This is a genomic window from Iocasia fonsfrigidae, assembly GCF_017751145.1.
GTDB classification, from domain to species: Bacteria; Bacillota; Halanaerobiia; order Halanaerobiales; family DTU029; genus Iocasia; species Iocasia fonsfrigidae.
This window is the reverse complement of record NZ_CP046640.1, coordinates 1,632,889-1,652,112: the sequence shown is the minus strand read 5'-3', so window position 1 is coordinate 1,652,112 and position 19,224 is coordinate 1,632,889. Positions and strand designations below refer to the sequence as shown.

The window sequence follows — 19,224 nt, the reverse complement described above, 5'->3', positions numbered from 1 at the left end:
TCTTATAATGTAGCTAACTGAAGTAGTTTTTCTTCACTTGCTTCTTGCCTATCTAAAATCCCTGTTATCTCACCTTCAGAAATAACAGCTATTCTATCACAAACACCAAGTAACTCCGGTAAATAAGAGGAAATAAATACAATTGCTTTACCTCTTTTTAACAATTCAGCCATCAATTTATATATTTCTTTTTTAGCCCCTATATCAATACCAACTGTTGATTCATCAAAAAATAAGATAGAGGCATCTATATTCAACCATTTGGCAATGACAACTTTTTGTTGATTACCTCCACTCAAGCATTTAACTTTCTGCCTTATGGAGGGGGTTTTAATATTTAACTCCCTAATATTCCTCTTGCTTTGTTCTCTTTCAAAATTGATATCTAAAATACCAGCTTTACTTGAATACTTAGAACTAATAAGACTACAGTTATCCTTTACACTTAACGGAAGTGCCAGGCCCTGTCTCTGCCTATCTTCAGGTATTAAACCAATTCCAGAATCTATTGAATCAATAGGTTGTTTAATATTTATTTTTTCCCCATTAACCATAATCTCTCCAGAATCAACTTTATTTGCTCCAAAAATAGTTCTAACAAGCTCTGTTCGCCCGGCACCTATCAAACCGAAGAAACCCAAAACCTCTCCTCTATAGAGTTCAAAAGAAACATTTTTTACCTGCTGACCACTATTCAAGTTTTTAACTTCGAGGATTTTTTCACCTCGTTCAATATCTTCCTTATAGTATAAATCACCAAGTTCACGACCAACCATCATGGCTATTAGGTCATCCTCAGTAACCTGATCTATCTCCCTGGTGCCCACATATTGTCCATCACGAAGAACAGTTACCCGGTCACAAACCTCAAAAACTTCATCAAGACGGTGGTTAACATATATAATGGAAACCCCTTTTTTCTTTAAATCCTCCATTGTTCTGTGTAATTCTGCTGTCTCTTTTTCTGCTAATAAGGCTGTAGGTTCATCAAAAATCATTATATTTGCTTGATGAGAAAGGGCCTTTGCTATGGCCACCATTTCCTGCTGAACATTGGTCAGATCACCTAGCCTATCTTGAGGGTTAATATTATTTAATTTTAAAGAATTTAATATCTTTTCTGTTTCTTGGTGCATTTTGTTCCAATCAAGAACACCATATTTGCCAGGCTGCTGTCCCAGGAAAATATTCTCCGCTACAGATAACTGAGGGGCAAGCATTAAATGCTGATAAACTGCTGACATCCCATATTCCTCTGCCATGATAGGATTATTAATCTTAACTTTCTTACCATTTACTAATATATCACCACTAACAGCATCTTTTTGATAAACCCCCATTAAAATCTTAAGGAGAGTTGATTTCCCTGCTCCATTTTCTCCAATTAATCCATGTATTTCTCCTTTTTTTACCCTGAAATCTACCCCATTCAGGGCTTTTACTCCAGGAAAAGATTTTACTATCTTCTGCATTTCCAGTGCATATACTTCCTGTGCCAATTAAACTTCCTCCTTCCGTACAACAATTCAAACTATATTATTATCAATCTCAGCCAATATTTCCAGACCAGAACTACTCCCTATCCTTGAGGCACCAGCATTTATCATACTTTTATAATCATCAAGTGTCTTTATTCCTCCTGCAGCTTTAACCATCTTTTTATTGCCTACTATTTCCTTCATTAATTTCACATTTTCCATAGTAGCTCCCTCAGGGCCAAAACCAGTAGAGGTTTTTATATAGTCCACTCCTTCAATCTCTAAACATATTTCTGCCAGCTTAATTATTTCATCCTTTTTTAAATAACAGGTTTCAAAAATAACTTTCAATGTAATATCTCCACAGACATCAGCAAGCTGATTAATATCATCTTTTACTTTATCCCATCTTTTATCCTTAACAGCAACTAAATTAGCTACCATATCAACCTCTGTTGCTCCATTGTCTATTGCTTCCTTTGTTTCAAACACCTTGGTAGCAGTTGTATTATACCCAAGTGGAAAGCCAACAGCGACATCAACTTTGACATCTGTTCCTTCCAGCTTTTTGCTAGCATATTTTACAAAATCAGGTCCAATTGCTACAGAAGCAAAACCATATATAGCAGCCTCTTCACATAATTTTTGAATATCTGCAATTCTCCCAGCAGGATTTAAACAAGTATGATCAATTGTTTTGGCAACTTCTTTCTTTGTAAATTTCATTATTTTCTCTCCTTTTTTCAGTTATAGTATCACCCCCACTTTATATGGCGGGGGCAACTTTGTTATTTTACTCAGCTAAAACAGCTTCAGCACGTTTTTTTGGATTTAACAAGTAATAAATCTCATTGTCATCAAAATTATCTTTTGTCACAGCTACCACACCTGTATCCACATATTTAGGAAGCTCTTTTCCTTCAATCGCATCTACTGCAAATTGAACCCCTTTATAGCCCATACCAAATGGATCCTGAACTATTAAACAATCAATAGAACCATTTTGAAGGGCCCTTTTTTCATCATCATCTGCATCAAAAGCTACCACAGGTAATTTATCTGTTAATTTTCTTTCCTCAATTGCCCTGGCAGTCCCTATACCAGTATGATTATTATCAGCAAAGAAACCAACTAATGCTTCAGCATTACTTGTAAGAATATCTTCTGTTGTTGATAAAGCCTCAGCAATACGGTTATTAACATAACGTGTTTCCAGTAATTCTAAAGCAGGGGCATATTCTTTCAATCCTGTGATAAATCCTTTATCACGATCAGCCAGAACCTGTACACCAGCCATAGAACTAATTATACCTACCTTACCAGCAGCAATCGAATTACCATGTTCTTTGACTAATTTTACAAACATTTTTGCTGCCAGTTTTCCTCCTTTAATATTATCAGTTGCAAGATGGGAATTAATTTTATCAGTATTTACTTTATTATCAATTGTAATAATTTTGATACCCAGATCATAGGCCCGCTCTAAAGAAGGTACTGTAGCATCAGAACTGGTGGAAGCAATTACAATTGCATCAGGCCTTCTTGAAATAACATTTTCTAAAATAGCAACCTGCTCTGCAATATCAGCTTCTGAGGTCGGCCCATGTTTAGTAATTTTTACCTTATCCATTTTTTCATCGGCTGCTTCTGCACCAGTAAATAGATCCTGCCAAAAACCAGAATCAGTAGCCTTGACAATAACAGCAATATTATACTCCTCAGCAAATAGAACAGTTGAAAAACTAAAAGTCAGAACCATAAGCAACGCAAATAAGACAAAAAATCTTTCTCTCTTAATCATTTTCAAATTACTCCTCCTTTTAAGATATCTTTTCACATTTTAAACATAAAAAAAATGGACCAGGAAATAAATTTCCCGGCCCAGGGCCCCAGGTCAAACTTAGCTATTCTTTTTCCAATCTGGCAATTCTAATAATAAATTCCTCATCTCTTCCCCTTATTATTACTATCTCGTGATTGAATAACTTGTAGATTTTATCTCCCGGTTGATATTCTGGTAAAACTCCCTGCCGCTTCTTCTCTCTCTGCACAGCAACCCCTCCCGGGAACCATACTCCACCACAAACACCTCTACCACAAATTTACAAAAACATGTCCATATGGTATAATTATTAAATGAAAATCATTTAGCAGAACAGCTGAGGACTGTTCTCTGTTTTTATATCTAATACCCCCTTTCTAATTAAAATGAGTTACTAAGAGATAAATAAAGATACTTGCATAGGTATAGTGTTAAATAAATACTGTGATTAAAATTATGTATATGTTTAGATGTAATTAAATATTTAGCTGAGTCTTTAGCAAAAAATTAAAAGTTAACTATAGTTTCTTATACTATGGCTATTAATTAAATATAAAAAACATTAACTACTATATTGTTATTATGCATTTTAGTTTTGTTTACATGAACTTTTATTAGATTATACAACATTAATTAGGAGTTTGTCAAGTGGTTTTAGGAATTAGTTTATTTTTTATAAACTTTTAGTTAATTAAATAAGATTTCATTTTAAAGGAGTAAAAAATATATGACACTAGGAAAACGAATATGTAAACTCAGAAAAAAAAACGGACTTAAACAAGAAGATTTAGGGAAAAAACTCAAGGTAGTAAAATCTACAATTTCACTATATGAAAATGATGTTAACATACCTGATATAAATAAAATAAAGAAACTGGCCGAGATATTTGAAGTTTCTTTAGAATATCTACTTTTTGGTAAAAAGCAAAGCGATTTAATAAACAAACTCAGAAATCTAACAGAGAATAATTCTGAACTGGAAAATTTACTATCCTGTTTAGCAGACCGGAAAGATTTACTGCAATTACTCCAGGAAACAAAAAGCCTTAGCCCCGGGGAAATAGAAAAGCTCATTCGGATAATTAAAATAGTAAAAGAAAAGCCATGATGAAATTTTTCTTCATCATGGCTTTTTTCTATTTTCGTTTCTTTTTTTAGGTTTGATATAATGGGACGAATAAACTGCAGATAATTAATTTTTCCAATCTTTTTTCCTGAGAAATAATAAGCTTTGCCGAAGTCTACGAACCTTAGATATCTCTCCTATCTTAAGCTCGTGGATTTGGGTGCAGAGACAAACAGAACCAGCAATATATTGATGCGAAGTTGCATAACGAAATATTACTTTATTTCACAAATATAATCTTTATGATTATATTACCGAACATATTTCAGTAATATTTCTATATACAAACATATTGAACTTTAGCTCTTTTTTCCTGTCTATATATTCTAGTCCTATGCAATACCCCTGCCAAAATAACATTTTTTTCTAGTTTATGTTCTTAAATCCAAACAATAAAAAATATAAGCCACACCAGTGACTAACTATAGTCGCGTTGGTTCTTCACAATATCATGGTGGTTTTTTCTCCCATATCTTTGAAAGACATGTTAGACAAAGTTACCAAATAAAAATACTAATACCAACTATTGTTAAAATAACACTAATAATTATGTATACTTTGTAAATAGGCAGGAAAAACTTATTACTTACTTCCTCTCTATACTCTTTGTAATTGTTTCCAAATATTTTTATTAATTCATTTTTTTCTTCATAATCAGTACTAATATATTTAATTGTAAAAAATAAAATTATTATTAATATACTCCACAAAGAACGAATCGAAAGAAACAAACCCAAATTAATAATCATGAAAGTTCCATACATAGGATGCCTTGCTCTTGAATAAAAACCTGTTTTTATTAATTTTTCTGGCTTTCTTGTTTTCATATTTTGAGCTTTATGATTTTCCTTAGAAATTAGAAAAAGATTAATAATTCCATGAGTAGTAACTATCATTCCAAAAATGTAATATATAACATCTATAAAATACATAGGCATGCTATAAATATTGCAAATTAATTTATAATCACTCCATAAGAAAAAACTAGGAATATATTTTAGACCAATTCTTAGAATAAAAAATATTATTGTATAAGATATAACACCCAATAATGCAAAAAGTAATAATTTTATTTTTTTTAACACAATTCTTTCCTCCCTGGTAATTTTTCCCAACCTAATAGGATTGCATCTTTTACAATGCGCTATCCAGTCCTTCTGACTCTATATTGAAATCAAATTATTATATCACTAAATATATAGTATAGTAATAGTAAAATTATTAAAACCACATAGCTTTAAACGTAACTGCCGCACTTCATGCAATAGGTTATTTCCTCAATTGAATATTTTTAATTAATCACATTTTCAAGTCAAATGAATCTTTTAAAAATTTATTTGGGCTTTTGCTTTCTTGTAATTGCGGAAATACTCCTGATTTGTTAGGTGAAGTGCCGTCATTTACGGCCCCCAAATTAAAGAAATCTTATTAATATTATTCATTTAAAATATCTTTAATAACATAACTAACCCACTGACCAGGTTTTTGGGGTTTATCAAAATCCACCCAAGCTGTTTTCATATAAGATGTATCAGCCTGCCAAAATCCATCATCTCTTCGTTTCTGCCGTAAAACATCCATAGCATCATTACACCTTTCATCATCAAGTAAGTCGTTTGCTTTAAGTAATGATAGAATTTCTATAATATTTGATCTATATGTATATGGATAAAAGTTCTTTATAATTGATGATTCTATTGGCTCTCCTGTAGAAAGCTTTTTATACACTTTATGATCAAGTATATATTCCAATCCTTGATTTAATTTATTTTGAACTTCTTTAGAAACATCGAATCTCTTTTTATACTCAGTAAGTGTAATCATAGATTTTACTACACCATAAAAACAGGGTGTTTTCTTCATACAACCACCGTATTTTGTAAATAGATTCTTTCCTGTCCATCTACATTCTTCTCCTCTACTAGTGCTTTGATATTTTATTATCCAGCTTATTCCTGCATCTATCAAATCTTTATCATCATAATTCATCTTCATAAGTATACTGGTAATCATTGAGTTATGACAGGAAAGCAGACCATCTTTATCTCCAGTTAGAGAGAAACCTTCTTTGATATAAGATTTTTCTATAAGCATATTCAGCCATCTTTTTACTTTGTTTAATGTATATGTATAGGGAATTTCTGAAAGCTCTAATAAACGCCACTCATATGCTCTAAGACCAACAAAAGTCCTTGGTTTTTGTTTTGGTTCAGCCAAAAGTTTATTTATCAGCTCAGATTCATTTAATATCTTTTTCACTTTTTTTATACTTATGTTTTTTCCCTGATCAAAATCTTTTTTCAGTGTTAATGCTGGATCAATTTTCATCAAATTTCCCTTCCTTCTCATTATTTTACGCTAGGCATTTCACAGGTCAAGCAAACGGAGTTTATACAAAACCCCAATTCCTCACAGAACCGTACTTGCCCTATTTAGACATACGTCTCTTCACTTGATTATTCACCTAATGTAGCTAACACATAGGGATTATTTTTAAAGATATATTTCTTCTAATACTATAGAATAGTAATTAATGTATTTAAAATAAATTTAGGCACAACATTCTTTGGTATATATTAGTCATATAAATCAAATGGTAAATATTTTGAAACTATTTTAATTAGATCTTCTAAAGGTTTCCATTCAGAATTAGGTGACACCCACCAACAATATATAACCTCATTACCTAAATATTTTAATGATATTTCAACAGTATGTCCATCCAAACCAAATAACCCTTTTGTTATAATTGGTATTTTATTATTATTTATAATATCATTTATCCTTTGGGAATCTTTTTTCGAAATCTCAGCATGTCCCTTTATCTCCTCATACATATTCTGTACACCATAATCCATAAAATATGTACCTTCATCACTACTTGATAAATCCACATCAACTTTTACTGAATCCAAAGAACTGCTATACTTTATTTTTATATAATCTATATCATTCATCATTTAAGGTCTCCTTAACTATCTTAGTATGTCGCCGTCACGGTAGGATTACCGGTTACCCAGTCACCACGCATAGATCCCGGCGTGCGAAACTACCGCAGCAGGCTCTTCAAGAATACTCACTTCCGTAATCAGACCAATCCGCTATTTCGGTATTATAAGCAGTAGAAATCGTAATACTAAGCTACTGTTATGTAAAAAACTAACCAGAACAAAGATTATTGAATATATCAGGCTTTCAACAGACCAGCTTATTGAGAAACTTGGGCTAAATCTTAAGAAATGTCCTGTTTGTGGCTGTACTAAAAATTCAAGCTAAAAGAACTATTACCAAAAAATATTAAGTCACCACCTGCTTCAAATTATCAATTTAAAAAAACTTAATTTTATGGGGAGGGGAGATTACACCCTTGTCCTGCTATTTTTTAGGTTTTTTTTTTTTTATTTCTTGAAATCAAATTATTATATGATTCAAACACAAAAAGGTTATATTGAGCAAATAGCAAATTTTTTGTAAGGAATCTTGGCACGTAGGAATTCAAAATAAGGTCGAAGCACAGGACGTGGTGAGCTAATCCTGGGTCAGGATGTCCCATGGATTAGGAAACCTTATTTTGAATGGATACGGGCCTTAGATGACTCAAAAAATTTGCCTTGCTGCGAGAGATGACCTTTTTGTGGGCAAACCATTATATCACTAAATATATAGTTTTTAGTAAGAGTGAAATTATTAAAACCCCATAGTATTAAGTGTAAATCACCGCAGCTTCGTTCAACAAGATATTTCCTCAATTGCATATTTTTAATTAATCATATTTTCAAGCTCAAATGAAATCTTTTAAAAATTTATTTGGGCTTTTACTTTCTTGCAATTGCGGAAATACTCCTGATTTGTTAGGCGATATCCAGCTTTTCTTTCTTTAGTTCAAAAAATTCACCTAGATCAAGTACTTTGTAATACAAAACTAAATAAGTTATTATTCCAAATATGTAAACTAAATTATTTTCATATCTTATGCGAAGTGCAATTATAATAATACCAATGAAGATTAATAAAGAATATAATATAAACCAGACTACTCTATCAAAAGAAACACTTTTTGTTATTTTATGAGTGTCATATACTTCCCAAAAAGTAATAACCCATAAAATAAAACAAAAATATGGACTTATAAAAAGTATTCCTGCAAAAGTCCCGTTGGTATAAGCTTCTAATATTGCGACAAAAGAAATCAAAATCAATAATAATATAAAACATAAAAAAATGAATGATTTTATATAATTACTTAACCCAGAAATAAAAATGCCTTTTCTAAACAATTTTAAAGTCGTTAAGTCATCTTTATAGATAAACAATTCTTGTTCTCTTTTTAGCGTCGTCATCTTATCTTGGATTTCTATTATTATCTTATCTCTTTCACTTTCCCACGAGAGTAATGAATTCATAAATGTTTCAGAAGTATATGGAACCATTTCACTAATAATCTTCTCAATTTTTTCTTTATTATCTTTTTCAGATTTCAATAAAAATAATAATTTACCGCATTTAGTTAAAAAAACGTCATTTCGATCAATATTTTTAACCTCAATTTTTTCAATTCTCAGATTTATGTTGATAAATAACCAAATAATCATTACTAGAAGTACATATGCAAAGGCATATTCTACTGGATTTTCTATAAATGGTGTTATTATTTCTTTCATTTTTACTCCTTTCGTTAGTTAGCAGTCTAGCTGGAGTCTGGTAGGTCAGGAGCCTTGCGGCTCCCTTCCCCCATAAGAACCATACATGAGCCTTTCAACTCATACGGCTCAAGCCCTTCAAAACTAGTCCTGGCAACTAGCAAACAATAATTACTTGATTAATTCTTTCATTATTGCTTTGGCGATTCGGGTTCGAAGTCTATTAACCCTCTACATTGACAATCTTCAGGAAGATTATTTCCATTGGAATTGTCACTTGTTTTGGTCTATGGTCGCCCACTCTAATGAGTTATTTGGCTTGCCATATTCATAAAGTTTCTCACCTTTACTGCCTTGAATGACCCATAGGACGTCTGCCTCCTTTCAGAGTAAGACAAATTTTGAACCCTTATTCACCTCATTACAAGATGACCTTCGCTTCTTCCTATTTCCCATACCCACTATATATTGTATCATAAATCTATTGACCTACCTGAGATATCATTTTCTCAGGAACATATTGGGGTTACCCAGTTCTATATCTTAGCCAATTCATACTACCTTAGGTTCTACCTTTACTCCGGAGACATTGGTCTATTTGTCAAGCAACACGAAAACTTACTTGACCCCATCTCACACCTTTTGGTCATAGTGTTTCAGCCTAATTTCACTATTCACGTTTTACGAAGCTTGCAGTAATTCAATTAATTTAACCTTAGCAGTATATTTACCCTAGCAATCACCTACTTTAAGGCTAGCAGGATAGTTCACATTGTCCTTATGGCTCAGCACAAAACCGTTACCAGCAATGCACCCATAAGTAGGGTTACCTCAAATAGAATAGGTAGTCCAAAGGTCAACTTTTTTTTGTTGACTTAGACAGCCTAGGATATAGCTTAGTCCCTGTTATGGCGGGGGCTGGTCGCACTTGCGTATAACGTATCAGAGATTTAAGAAGTTCATGAGGTTTAGGGCGACGTCCTTCCCGAATAAATTTGGATGCAGCGTAGCGGAATCTTAAATCTCATGTTATACATTACACTTTCAAATTCTATTTTTATTTATATTTTATCTTAATTGTGATATAATAATAACAATCTTAATGATAAAGGAGTTATCTTTATGCCTAATATTAGACCAGTTTCTGACTTGAGAAATAATTTTAAACAAATATCAGAATTATGCCATGAAGAAGGCGAACCAGTATTCCTAACCAAAAATGGTAAAGGTGATATGGTTGTTATGAGTCAAGCTTTATATGAAAAACAAAAGGCTCTACTAGAATTATACCAAAAATTAGGAGAAGCTGAAACCGAAAGTGAATCAAATGCAAACAAAATCCCCCACAAACAAGTAATGGATGAAATGAGAGCTAAGCTAAATGAGTAAAAAATATAGTATATACTATCTTCCTGTTGCACGAAAAGATTTAATAGGTATTATAGAGTATATTCAAGAAGATAGTCCTAATGCAGCATTGAAATTTCTAGATCAAATTGAAAATACTATTTCTAAATTAGAAGACTTTCCGTATATGGGGGCGACGCCTAAAGATACTCTTCTCCAATTTAAAGGCTATCGCATTTTAGTTATTCAAAGCTATTTAGTCTTCTATGTGGTAAAAGAAAACACATTAGAAGTTGAGATCCGCCGGATAATTCATGGAAAACGAAAATATGATTTTTTACTTTAAGTCCTTTACTGGCTTGTTTTTTTCATATACCCCCGGTTCAATGTCATATAACGTAACCGTATTGCCGAAGTCCAGCAGACTTAGATAGTTCTTATCTTAGGCACCTGAATTTGGGTGAATAACGTCAGGAATGAACTGGCAATATATTGTTATCTGAAGTCTTGCGGCTTTCAAAATTCACATTCATCTTGTTCTATCTACTTATACTACAATTATGTAAATCAATAATAGCTCCTGTTTTTTGTAAAAAGTCCATACCTATTATTGCATCAATATCAAATCCATAATCCATCTCGCCAACATCTATTTTAAAATCATCTACTATTATATCTCCAATCGATAATAAATCTACTCGCTTTATATAAACAAACTCTGAACCCCCAACACCTCTTACACTACCGAGAATATCCTCAGGTTCAGGTTTAATTCCAATTTCTCTAACCAATTCTCCTTTTAAAATACTACTTGCAGACCCTGTATCGACCAATACATTTTTTAACATCTTTTCTTTATCTTTATATTGTACTTTCATTTGTACAAATGGTAGATTATCCTTTATTTGTATTTTGAATGTCATAAACGAACACCTAACCATTTTCTTTCCTGTATTTCAAGATCCTGCTTCTTAGTATGAGCAACATATAATTCTCTTTTAGGTTCTTTTTTATGAAATTCCCGATATGCTTTAATAGCTTCATCACTATCATTATAAGTATCATGAACAGCTATATCATCGATAATACGTTTTCCCTCATTTGAATGTGCTTGTACAGCTTCAAAAAGTACCCAACTATCAGGATATTTTTCTCTTAAACCTTTCCATTTCATTTTGAATACCCCCAATTATTTACTATGGTTTCATTATAACATACATAGTAAACTATCTCACGCAAGATTTTAGATAACGTTTCGCAGGTTTACGAAGTTGATGAACCTTAGCGGTCGAGTAAGCGGGGCTTTACAACCCCAACTCCTCACAGAACCGTACGTGCCCTATTTAGGCATACGGCTCTTCACTCGATTATTCACCTAACATAACTAGCACCAGCACCTAATCTATATAAATTTACTTTTATTCTTGGCTTGACAATAGGATATTTCTCCAAGAATATTTCGAACTTCTCCCAGTCAAAGCTTTTCTTTTGACTGCGTCTGTTTAACCATTTATAAACTAGCTTTTGAACCTCATCATACAGGCTATCAATACTTTTGCTGTTATCTGATACTGCATAATAGTTGTATGTTCCTGTTAGTTTTCTGTTTAACTTCCTCATAAGTTCTTTTACTGGAAGAGTTCTTGTATTCTCGCTTATCGAATACAATAATGTTGCCTTCTGCTCAGTCGACAGCATCGGCCTTTCCCAATCTCCAAGATTTCGAGGCTCAATCCCTTCAGCTAAATGCTTACCGCCTACTACCTAACTGTTTACGCTTAACATCTATGGTTACCCAATAAATGTCCAAAACTCGCTATGAGTGGTTTGCTAAACCTTCCTCAGTAGGATTCCTACTATATGATATGCTCTTTTCTTGGCGCACGTCGAGTAAGCGGGGCTTTACAACCCCAACTCCTCACAGAACCGTACGTGCCCTATTTAGGCATACGGCTCTTCACTCGATTATTCACCTAACATAACTAGCACCAGCACCTAATCTATATAAATTTACTTTTATTCTTGGCTTGACAATAGGATATTTCTCCAAGAATATTTCGAACTTCTCCCAGTCAAAGCTTTTCTTTTGACTGCGTCTGTTTAACCATTTATAAACTAGCTTTTGAACCTCATCATACAGGCTATCAATACTTTTGCTGTTATCTGATACTGCATAATAGTTGTATGTTCCTGTTAGTTTTCTGTTTAACTTCCTCATTAGTTCTTTTACTGGAAGAGTTCTATTATATTTTAGCCAGGATTTACATCTCATTATACTACGATGATATCGCTTATTACTTGTCTTTCTCTTTAGTCGTTTGATTCCATCCTTACATTTACCCATATAATGGGTAAATCCAAGAAAATCAAATGTGTCATTGTCATCATCAGCAGATACATTTACTATCTTAGTTTTCTCTTCTGATAACTCTAAACCGAATTTGGATATTCTTTCTTTCATTGCTTTATAGAAGTATTTTACATCTTCTTTATACTGTAGGCAAAATATTATATCATCTGCGTATCTCACCATGTAAGCTTTACCCTTTAACTCTTTACGCATTGTTTTATTAAACCATAGGTCAACAACATGATGTAGATATAAATTCGCCATAATTGGAGAACAGACTCCACCTTGCGGTGTTCCTTGTGGAGTGTCATATTTTATTCCTGCCTCCATGACTCCAGCCCGAAGAAGTCTCGATATGAGTCGTTGTATATTAGGATCTTTAATTCGATGGTCAATGAATTTCATCATCCACCCGTGGTCTACATTATCAAAGAATCCTTTAATATCTGTATCAACTACATAGTTAATATCATCTCTGTTAACTATTCTTCCTAATATTCTCAAGGCATCATGACAGTTTCTTCCTGGACGAAAACCAAATGAACATTCAAGAAAGTCTTCTTCATATATCGCATTTAGAATCTTTGATAGTGCCTTTTGAACTAGTTTGTCTTCGTATGCTGGAATCCCTAGCGGTCTCTTCTTCCCATTTTCTTTTGGAATATATACCCTTTTCGCAGGTAATGGCCTATATGCCCATCTTTTCATTCTAGCTGTTAAGCTCTTAACATTCCCTGGAAGATTCTTTCCATACTCCGCTTTTGTTACTTCATCTACTCCAGCTGCTTTGTTTCCAGCTAGTTCATGATGACATTTGACTATCAATTCATAATTAATTAGATGTATTAGTGATGTAAATCTTTCATTAGGTCTATTTCTAGCTACTTCAGCTATTCTTGCAAGTTTCGTTTCCACATTTTCACCTATCTCTGTGTATAGAATATGTTTCCCTTTTAAGATTAATCTTGTGTAATCGCCTTCCCATCCACAGGCATTACTCTGCTTCCTCGGTACTATGCGATTATCCGACTCCCTGTAATATTAGATGTCCTTACTTTGTTATCGCTTGGTTACATCCTATCTCTCTGCGTAGAAATTACAGGGCCTCCCAAGTTAACAATATCATATCTATGTATAGCATGCGGAGGTCTCCGACCCCGGGGTGTTATTGTATTCTCGCTTATCGAATACTATAATGTTGCCTTCTGCTCAGTCGACAGCATCGGCCTTTCCCAATCTCCAAGATTTCGAGGCTCAATCCCTTCAGCTAAATGCTTACCGCCTACTACCTAACTGTTTACGCTTAACATCTATGGTTACCCATTAAATGTCCAAAACTCGCTATGAGTGGTTTGCTAAACCTTCCTCAGTAGGAATCCCACCTACTATATGATATGCTCTTTTCTTGGCGCACCGCCTGCCCTTGATGAAGGAATTTGGGTGAAGCGTAGCGGAACCGTAAACCTTGCTGTTATGTGCAGTACCCGACTCACATAGTAATCCTAAAAAATATTTAATATCCACAGTTTATACCTGATAGTGACTACACATTTCCTGATTGAACAAGTTTCCAATATTGAACACCCATAGCAGTTAGTTTACAGGATTTTTCATTGGTTGCAGCATAATACATATGATCTTCATCTACTGGTACAACTAGTCCTACTCTCTCCATCTTTTGTAATTCTTTAAATATTTCAACATGTTTTGTATCAGCGTTAGGTTCAGTATCTTCATATGATGAATCTAGACAATATTCATCATAGGGACTTGGAAAGTGTATAATTATTTTTCTTAATATGTTAGGGTCAATAGGTGGAGAAACATTTCTTAAAGATACAAATCTTGAGACGTTAGTTTTGAATACTGGTCGCTGCGCCCATGGTCCTAAAGCTCTATCAACATAAGCATAAATACTACCAGGAGATACATTACCTAGAAGATCCGCACTACCACCATGAAGAGCGTCTAATAAAAGAGAAGTAAAAACACCTGATTTTTCTGATTCCATAGCAGTTTCTTTTTCTCGACATGCCACTAGAACAGTAACACCATCAGCTAGCTCAGAAAAACGTCCCTCAGTAATAGCCGGGGAACCCATCGCACCTGCATGACAACAATCAAGAATAATTATTCTATTTTTAGCTGAAGAATGATTTGCAGCCTTAAGGATATCATCCATTGAAACACCTTCATCATAGTTCTCAAAATCAGGTGTTACAATATAGCCGCCATATGAATTTAAATACCCATGACCTGAAAAATAAAATAACGCAACTTCTGGATCGCCAGAAAAAAGATCATCTACTTCCTTTTTAAGAGTACCACGTTTAATCTCATTGCAATCAGATAATACTTTACGAACGCTAAAATTTGGTGAACCATCACTGTGACGCTCCAATAATGAGGCTAACTGAACTGCATCGTTAATACAACCCGATAGTGGACAATTTGGGTAGTCATTAATTCCTATAACAAGAGCCTTCCTCATAATCTTGTCCTCCTTACTTTTACAGTGTGTCTAACCAATTTTTTATATTTGTCCATGTCCATTTCACTATACGAACTCCATCAAATTCTGATGGTAAAGTTGCTGGTTTATCATCATTATAACCCCAGATACCTCTACGTGGAATCCCTTCTTCTTTTGCACATTTTATCTCCCAGAGTTGTCCATCTGCCTTTTTACTACTTTTTGTTACTATAATTAAAACACCATCACAACCTTTAATCTTTGTGCGACACTTTGTTTTCCATGAAGAATCCCATGGTTTTTTCACTGACATATCAACAAATTTAAATGGAGATTTCTCGTTACGTGCCTGTCCAACTAAAAAATCCCTTAGTGTCTCATCTTCAATAGCAAAACTTATAAATATCCTGTTTTTATTTGCCATAGCAAACATCCCCTTCTTTATAATCTTTTTTACTTCACAAGTCTTTATAGTTTTCTTCCTAGGTAAATCCACCTCCTTCCTGAAAATCTTTCAGGTATTGCACATAACAATAGACTTCACGTATTGCGTCTAAGTAACTATATTTTTTTCTTAGGCGCATTGCGCAAAAGTAAAATATAGGTTATTATATAGTTAATCAATAATATCAAACCATCAGGTTACCTTTATTAGATACAAAGATAGCAAATATATGAAAGGCTAAAAGTTTGTAGGCTCCAAATCTCTATCAGGATTAATTAGAATTTCATATTAACTGACTATTTCTGATTATTCATTAACCAATAACCATGTAGTAGGAATTCACCCCTCACTAAGTCTTTTTTACTATCTACTTCATCATGATATTTATAATTCCTTCAACTTCGACGAAACTAGACATAAAACAATAAAAAACCCCCTATGTAGGAGGCTTATATATCTCTTATTAATCACTAAATTAAATTTATATCAAGTTAATCATCTTTCTTTATACCTCTATAACTCAATGATTTTTATCTATCATCTCCAACCCTTAAGCCTGATCCATTTAATAAGGTCTTTTCCTTCTTCTATGACTTTTTCAAACATAGTTAAATTAAACGGATCCTTTATATATGTAATACTCTCTCCATTTTTAATAGGATCAACATTAACTTTAAGTGTTTTATTATCAATCCATTCCATTTCATCAATAATACCATATATCCTTCGAGCTTTTACTTTATTATCTGGAGAAACAAAAACTAAATGATGTGCTACTATAGTGTATTTTGAATAATCAAAACTGTCTATAGAAAATGCTACAATACCTCTATTATTCATATTAAATTCATTAATAATTGTCGGGTAATTATCTCTTGTAATACTAATATAAACTTTATTTCCATTATCTACAACATAATATTCCTTTCTTTTCTCAGAAAAAAATATCTGAGTATTAGGACTAAGGTTTATTTTAAATTGAGGCTCACTAATAGTTTTGATATAATAAATAACCCCTAAGATGATAATTAAAACCAAAATTACCATAATAATTTGTTTTAAAAATATTTTCTTTCTCATTGAGTCCGCCCCTCCTCATCAGCTTCATTTTTAGGTAGTTTGTCATTTCTTTCAGGATACCAGTTTCCCTGATTAAAAAGCTTATCAAAGTTATCTAGAAATGGAACAATACCAGTAAATCCATATCCTCCATCATCATCAATGTGTTTTATCTTATCACCATTTCTATAATAAAATTCTACAGTATCAAGTTTTATAAAACTCTTATCTATATAATCAGAACTTCCTCTGGTGACTTTTTTATAGGAAACTATTATATAATCTGCTTTTTGAGGAATATCCCTACCACAGAGATAATCTTTCTTCTCTTTATAATCATTCTTACCTAATTCGATTAAACCACCAAAAATCTCTTCAGTGTCTCCTACAGTTAATTTGAATTCTTCCTGTCCTGTTATTGCAGCTTTTTTCCCCAGGTCTTTTATAGTATTTACTATCCAGTGCCATCCTCTGGTTAAAAAGTTTTCTCCTGCTGCCATTGCTATATCTTTGGCAGTCAAGTTAAAATCTTCTTTGGTATATGTATGTTTATATCTATTTATATGACTAGCATCATTCTTTAACTTTACCACCCTATCATATATCTCCAAGGGTATATCTTTAATCTTATCTTCACTACCCTGATTCGAAATTTTAAAATTTAAACATTCCTTTTTTGATGCAGTCCATTGAGTCAGCTTTTCCTCATTAGCTTCGTTTTTAGGAAGTTTATCATTTCTTTCAGGATACCATTTTCCCTGATTAAAAAGCTTATCAAAGTTATCTAGAAATGGAACAATACCAGTAAATCCATATCCTCCATCATCATCAATGTGTTTTATCTTATCACCATTTCTATAATAAAATTCTACAGTATCAAGTTTTATAAAACTCTTATCTATATAGTCAGAACTTCCTCTGCTAACCTTTCTATAGGCAACTATCATATAATCTGCTTTTGGGGGAATATCCCTACCACAGAGATAATCTTTCTTCTCTTTATAATCATTTTTACCTAATTCAATTAATGCGCCAAATACTTCTTCAGTATCTCCTAAAGTCAATGAATATCCTGCTTTACCTTTTTGCAAAGCAGTCTTACCAAGGTCTTTGGCAGCGGTTCCTGCCCAGTGCCATCCCCTGGTTAAAAAATTCTCCCCTGCTATCAATGCAACATCTTTGACAGTCAATTTAAAATCTTCCTTGGTATATGTATGTTTATATAAATTTATATAACTGGCATTATTTATTAAACTGGCAGGTACCCAATCCCAATTATCATTTGAATTTATTATTGTATCTTCATTTTTTATATCACTGTTATTATTCATATTATTATTTTCTTTATTATCATTATTACTTTTTTCTTCTTTAGTCTCCTGCCCGTTTACTATTCCATTTCTTTGACTTAAATATCTTGAATATCCTGTATCGACCTCTTCACCCCATTTTATTCTGGGTTCTGACTTTTGGCTTATTGTTGTCATACCTGTTCCACCACCATTATTATTCTTACAAATACGTATGGAATTAAGCCTGGGCTGTATAATCAGGTCTTCTCTCTTGATTATTTCTCTTACACCTTCTTTTAGTTGCCTGGATGAAAGCACTTTTTTTGTATCTAAATTTTTCTTTGTTTTTTCTACATCTTTTATTGCCTCGTTACTTATATGCCTACTTAGTACTGATATTATTCTCCTTAATATATTTAAGGGTCTACCATTGTTAACTAGCCCATCATAAGCAGCTTTATTAAAATTGACATTTAGTTCAAAGGAGACAGACTTGAATTTTGTGGTTAAAGAAGATATTAGTAATTCCATTTTCCAATATTCTTCACTTATAATACTTTTCTTAGTTACTATCTTTGTTTTGCTAGATTGTTCAATAAAGCATAATTACCTTTGAGGTCACTTATAGATGTATATTTATTATCTAATTTTCTCAGTACGGAATTAAGGGATTCATTTTCTCTATAGGGTTTCATGCTAATATATAAAAGATCACTATTGTTAACTGTTATTATATTATTATAAGCAATTTCTCTTTCCCTATCTACATCTACTAATAATAAATAAAAATGATGGTTTATCTTATCTATTTCTTCTTTATATTTTATAGCACAAGCATTAAAATCTATTTCTCTGTCAACATATTCTCCCCTGACCCATCTGATCCTTATTTTTTTAACAACGTCTTTATGATTATTTTTTAAACTCGCCCATCTTTCTAGTTCTACTCCTTTAAAACACTCATCAACGTCATTATTAGGATAATAACCTTTAATGATATAGACATTACTATAGTAATCAAAAGAGATTTTCCTGATAAACTCCTTTTTTAGGGTTGTTTCATAACCTGTTAAATCATTATTTAAAGGTTCAATAGTTATTTCTGTTTTTAGATTATTAAAGCGACAACCATAAGATAGTATTTCTTGCACATTTTACACTCCTGTTATTTTATATAGATTTTTCTTATCTT

At 32.7% G+C, this 19,224-nt stretch carries 20 protein-coding genes; 3 read left to right on the top strand and 17 right to left on the bottom strand.

Annotation, left to right across the window (positions count from 1 at the left end; all coding sequences use genetic code 11):
- Nucleotides 1-2: 2 nt before the first annotated feature.
- The 4 genes from GM661_RS07890 to GM661_RS07875 all read right to left on the bottom strand — a co-directional run bounded on the left by GM661_RS07890 (nt 3) and on the right by GM661_RS07875 (nt 3,529).
- Nucleotides 3-1,499, bottom strand: coding sequence for a sugar ABC transporter ATP-binding protein (locus GM661_RS07890; protein ID WP_230869519.1), 1,497 nt, complete (start codon nt 1,497-1,499; stop codon nt 3-5).
- 27 nt (nt 1,500-1,526) lie between these two features.
- Entirely contained in the window at nt 1,527-2,204 is a 678-nt protein-coding gene (gene deoC / locus GM661_RS07885; protein WP_230869518.1) for a deoxyribose-phosphate aldolase, read from the bottom strand.
- Nucleotides 2,205-2,271: 67 nt separating this feature from the next.
- Nucleotides 2,272-3,279: an ABC transporter substrate-binding protein gene (locus tag GM661_RS07880; RefSeq protein WP_230869772.1), complete on the bottom strand. Its 1,008-nt coding sequence runs from the start codon at nt 3,277-3,279 to the stop codon at nt 2,272-2,274.
- 103 nt (nt 3,280-3,382) lie between these two features.
- Nucleotides 3,383-3,529, bottom strand: a complete 147-nt coding sequence (locus tag GM661_RS07875; RefSeq protein WP_230869517.1) for a hypothetical protein — start codon at nt 3,527-3,529, stop codon at nt 3,383-3,385.
- A gap of 498 nt (nt 3,530-4,027) precedes the next feature.
- On the opposite strand from GM661_RS07875, the gene GM661_RS07870 reads away from it, so the two are divergent.
- Nucleotides 4,028-4,408 (top strand): helix-turn-helix domain-containing protein, encoded by a 381-nt coding sequence (locus GM661_RS07870; protein ID WP_230869516.1) that lies wholly within the window; start codon nt 4,028-4,030, stop codon nt 4,406-4,408.
- A gap of 515 nt (nt 4,409-4,923) precedes the next feature.
- Here the strand turns inward: GM661_RS07870 and GM661_RS07865 are convergent.
- From GM661_RS07865 to GM661_RS07850, 4 genes are all read right to left on the bottom strand, one after another.
- Nucleotides 4,924-5,511 (bottom strand): methyltransferase family protein, encoded by a 588-nt coding sequence (locus GM661_RS07865; RefSeq protein ID WP_230869515.1) that lies wholly within the window; start codon nt 5,509-5,511, stop codon nt 4,924-4,926.
- Nucleotides 5,512-5,860: 349 nt separating this feature from the next.
- The gene (locus GM661_RS07860; RefSeq protein ID WP_230869514.1) at nt 5,861-6,754 is read right to left on the bottom strand and encodes a hypothetical protein; all 894 of its coding nucleotides are present in this window, start codon (nt 6,752-6,754) and stop codon (nt 5,861-5,863) included.
- A gap of 248 nt (nt 6,755-7,002) precedes the next feature.
- Nucleotides 7,003-7,383: a hypothetical protein gene (locus GM661_RS07855; protein WP_230869513.1), complete on the bottom strand. Its 381-nt coding sequence runs from the start codon at nt 7,381-7,383 to the stop codon at nt 7,003-7,005.
- 894 nt (nt 7,384-8,277) lie between these two features.
- Nucleotides 8,278-9,087, bottom strand: coding sequence for a hypothetical protein (locus GM661_RS07850; RefSeq protein ID WP_230869512.1), 810 nt, complete (start codon nt 9,085-9,087; stop codon nt 8,278-8,280).
- Between the two features lie 1,101 nt (nt 9,088-10,188).
- Between GM661_RS07850 and GM661_RS07845 the strand changes: the two genes are divergently transcribed.
- Together GM661_RS07845 and GM661_RS07840 are read left to right on the top strand one after the other, a co-directional pair.
- Nucleotides 10,189-10,455 carry a type II toxin-antitoxin system Phd/YefM family antitoxin gene (locus GM661_RS07845; RefSeq protein ID WP_230869511.1) on the top strand — a complete coding sequence of 89 codons (267 nt, stop codon included), beginning with the start codon at nt 10,189-10,191 and terminating at the stop codon, nt 10,453-10,455.
- On the top strand, nt 10,448-10,759 hold the full coding sequence (locus GM661_RS07840) for a type II toxin-antitoxin system RelE/ParE family toxin (protein WP_230869510.1): 312 nt from the start codon (nt 10,448-10,450) through the stop codon (nt 10,757-10,759). The genes GM661_RS07845 and GM661_RS07840 overlap by 8 nt, the downstream gene beginning before the upstream one ends.
- A 193-nt stretch (nt 10,760-10,952) precedes the next feature.
- On the opposite strand, the gene GM661_RS07835 is transcribed toward GM661_RS07840, so the two are convergent.
- From GM661_RS07835 to GM661_RS07795, 9 genes are all read right to left on the bottom strand, one after another.
- A complete protein-coding gene (locus GM661_RS07835; RefSeq protein ID WP_230869509.1) occupies nt 10,953-11,336 on the bottom strand; it encodes a retropepsin-like aspartic protease in 384 nt (127 codons plus the stop codon).
- Nucleotides 11,333-11,587, bottom strand: coding sequence for a hypothetical protein (locus GM661_RS07830; RefSeq protein ID WP_230869508.1), 255 nt, complete (start codon nt 11,585-11,587; stop codon nt 11,333-11,335). The genes GM661_RS07835 and GM661_RS07830 overlap by 4 nt, the downstream gene beginning before the upstream one ends.
- Nucleotides 11,588-11,784: 197 nt before the next feature.
- The gene (locus GM661_RS07825) at nt 11,785-12,111 is read right to left on the bottom strand and encodes a group II intron maturase-specific domain-containing protein (RefSeq protein WP_230869507.1); all 327 of its coding nucleotides are present in this window, start codon (nt 12,109-12,111) and stop codon (nt 11,785-11,787) included.
- 271 nt (nt 12,112-12,382) lie between these two features.
- Nucleotides 12,383-13,678: a group II intron reverse transcriptase/maturase gene (gene ltrA / locus GM661_RS07820; protein WP_230867654.1), complete on the bottom strand. Its 1,296-nt coding sequence runs from the start codon at nt 13,676-13,678 to the stop codon at nt 12,383-12,385.
- A gap of 628 nt (nt 13,679-14,306) precedes the next feature.
- Complete coding sequence (locus GM661_RS07815; RefSeq protein WP_230869506.1) at nt 14,307-15,254, bottom strand: caspase family protein; 948 nt, start codon at nt 15,252-15,254, stop codon at nt 14,307-14,309.
- A 19-nt stretch (nt 15,255-15,273) separates the two neighbouring features.
- Complete coding sequence (locus GM661_RS07810; RefSeq protein WP_230869505.1) at nt 15,274-15,660, bottom strand: hypothetical protein; 387 nt, start codon at nt 15,658-15,660, stop codon at nt 15,274-15,276.
- Nucleotides 15,661-16,218: 558 nt separating this feature from the next.
- Nucleotides 16,219-16,761 (bottom strand): hypothetical protein, encoded by a 543-nt coding sequence (locus GM661_RS07805; protein WP_230869504.1) that lies wholly within the window; start codon nt 16,759-16,761, stop codon nt 16,219-16,221.
- Complete coding sequence (locus GM661_RS07800) at nt 16,758-18,563, bottom strand: hypothetical protein (protein ID WP_230869503.1); 1,806 nt, start codon at nt 18,561-18,563, stop codon at nt 16,758-16,760. Before GM661_RS07800 ends, GM661_RS07805 begins: the two co-directional genes overlap by 4 nt.
- 38 nt (nt 18,564-18,601) lie before the next feature.
- Complete coding sequence (locus GM661_RS07795) at nt 18,602-19,183, bottom strand: hypothetical protein (RefSeq protein WP_230869502.1); 582 nt, start codon at nt 19,181-19,183, stop codon at nt 18,602-18,604.
- Between the last annotated feature and the right edge of the window lie 41 nt (nt 19,184-19,224).

Coding starts and splice junctions, on each gene's coding strand:
- GM661_RS07880 (WP_230869772.1), bottom strand. CDS start 3,279: ATGATTAAGAGAGAAAGATTTTTTGTCTTATTTGCGTTGCTTATGGTT.
- GM661_RS07825 (WP_230869507.1), bottom strand. CDS start 12,111: ATGCTGTCGACTGAGCAGAAGGCAACATTATTGTATTCGATAAGCGAG.
- GM661_RS07800 (WP_230869503.1), bottom strand. CDS start 18,563: ATGGAATTACTAATATCTTCTTTAACCACAAAATTCAAGTCTGTCTCC.
- GM661_RS07815 (WP_230869506.1), bottom strand. CDS start 15,254: ATGAGGAAGGCTCTTGTTATAGGAATTAATGACTACCCAAATTGTCCA.
- GM661_RS07870 (WP_230869516.1), top strand. CDS start 4,028: ATGACACTAGGAAAACGAATATGTAAACTCAGAAAAAAAAACGGACTT.
- GM661_RS07835 (WP_230869509.1), bottom strand. CDS start 11,336: ATGACATTCAAAATACAAATAAAGGATAATCTACCATTTGTACAAATG.
- GM661_RS07805 (WP_230869504.1), bottom strand. CDS start 16,761: ATGAGAAAGAAAATATTTTTAAAACAAATTATTATGGTAATTTTGGTT.
- GM661_RS07850 (WP_230869512.1), bottom strand. CDS start 9,087: ATGAAAGAAATAATAACACCATTTATAGAAAATCCAGTAGAATATGCC.
- deoC (WP_230869518.1), bottom strand. CDS start 2,204: ATGAAATTTACAAAGAAAGAAGTTGCCAAAACAATTGATCATACTTGT.
- GM661_RS07845 (WP_230869511.1), top strand. CDS start 10,189: ATGCCTAATATTAGACCAGTTTCTGACTTGAGAAATAATTTTAAACAA.
- GM661_RS07810 (WP_230869505.1), bottom strand. CDS start 15,660: ATGGCAAATAAAAACAGGATATTTATAAGTTTTGCTATTGAAGATGAG.
- GM661_RS07840 (WP_230869510.1), top strand. CDS start 10,448: ATGAGTAAAAAATATAGTATATACTATCTTCCTGTTGCACGAAAAGAT.
- GM661_RS07860 (WP_230869514.1), bottom strand. CDS start 6,754: ATGAAAATTGATCCAGCATTAACACTGAAAAAAGATTTTGATCAGGGA.
- GM661_RS07830 (WP_230869508.1), bottom strand. CDS start 11,587: ATGAAATGGAAAGGTTTAAGAGAAAAATATCCTGATAGTTGGGTACTT.
- GM661_RS07855 (WP_230869513.1), bottom strand. CDS start 7,383: ATGAATGATATAGATTATATAAAAATAAAGTATAGCAGTTCTTTGGAT.